The 371-nt window shown below is 34.0% G+C and carries 1 protein-coding gene; it reads right to left on the bottom strand.

The window, feature by feature from the left end; all coding sequences use genetic code 11:
• Positions 1-37 precede the first annotated feature (37 nt).
• A complete protein-coding gene (locus GTZ96_RS18190; RefSeq protein WP_161645300.1) occupies positions 38-292 on the bottom strand; it encodes a GIY-YIG nuclease family protein in 255 nt (84 codons plus the stop codon).
• Between the last annotated feature and the right edge of the window lie 79 nt (positions 293-371).

The raw sequence follows: 371 nt of genomic DNA, 5'->3' as shown, positions 1-371 counted from the left end.
AACCTGTGTCCGCCGCGGCGGATATGAGCCCGACGAGCTATAAGTTTTGAATAATATTTTTAATAAATTCTCGCCCTATTCCAGTTTTTAAATATTTTTCTCTGTTCATGGCTTCGGTTTTGGAATTGAAAAATTCAATATGAATTACAATCCATGGTCTGTATTTGATAGTATGTCCTTTTGTTGCTAAATGATTGTGAGATTTGAAGCGTTCAATAATATTGGAAGTATATCCTGTGTAGTGCTGATTAAATTTTTCAGAATATAGAATGTAGACTACGAATTCATCCATATAAATATATTTTTAAACAAAAAAACACCAGCTTTTCAGTGGTGTTTTCTTAGTAGCGGGAACAGGACTCGAACCTGTG

It is taken from the genome of Flavobacterium undicola, from assembly GCF_009909155.2.
GTDB lineage: Bacteria > Bacteroidota > Bacteroidia > Flavobacteriales > Flavobacteriaceae > Flavobacterium > Flavobacterium undicola.
This window is presented reverse-complemented; position numbering and strand designations above follow the sequence as displayed.

Coding starts and splice junctions, on each gene's coding strand:
- GTZ96_RS18190 (WP_161645300.1), bottom strand. CDS start 292: ATGGATGAATTCGTAGTCTACATTCTATATTCTGAAAAATTTAATCAG.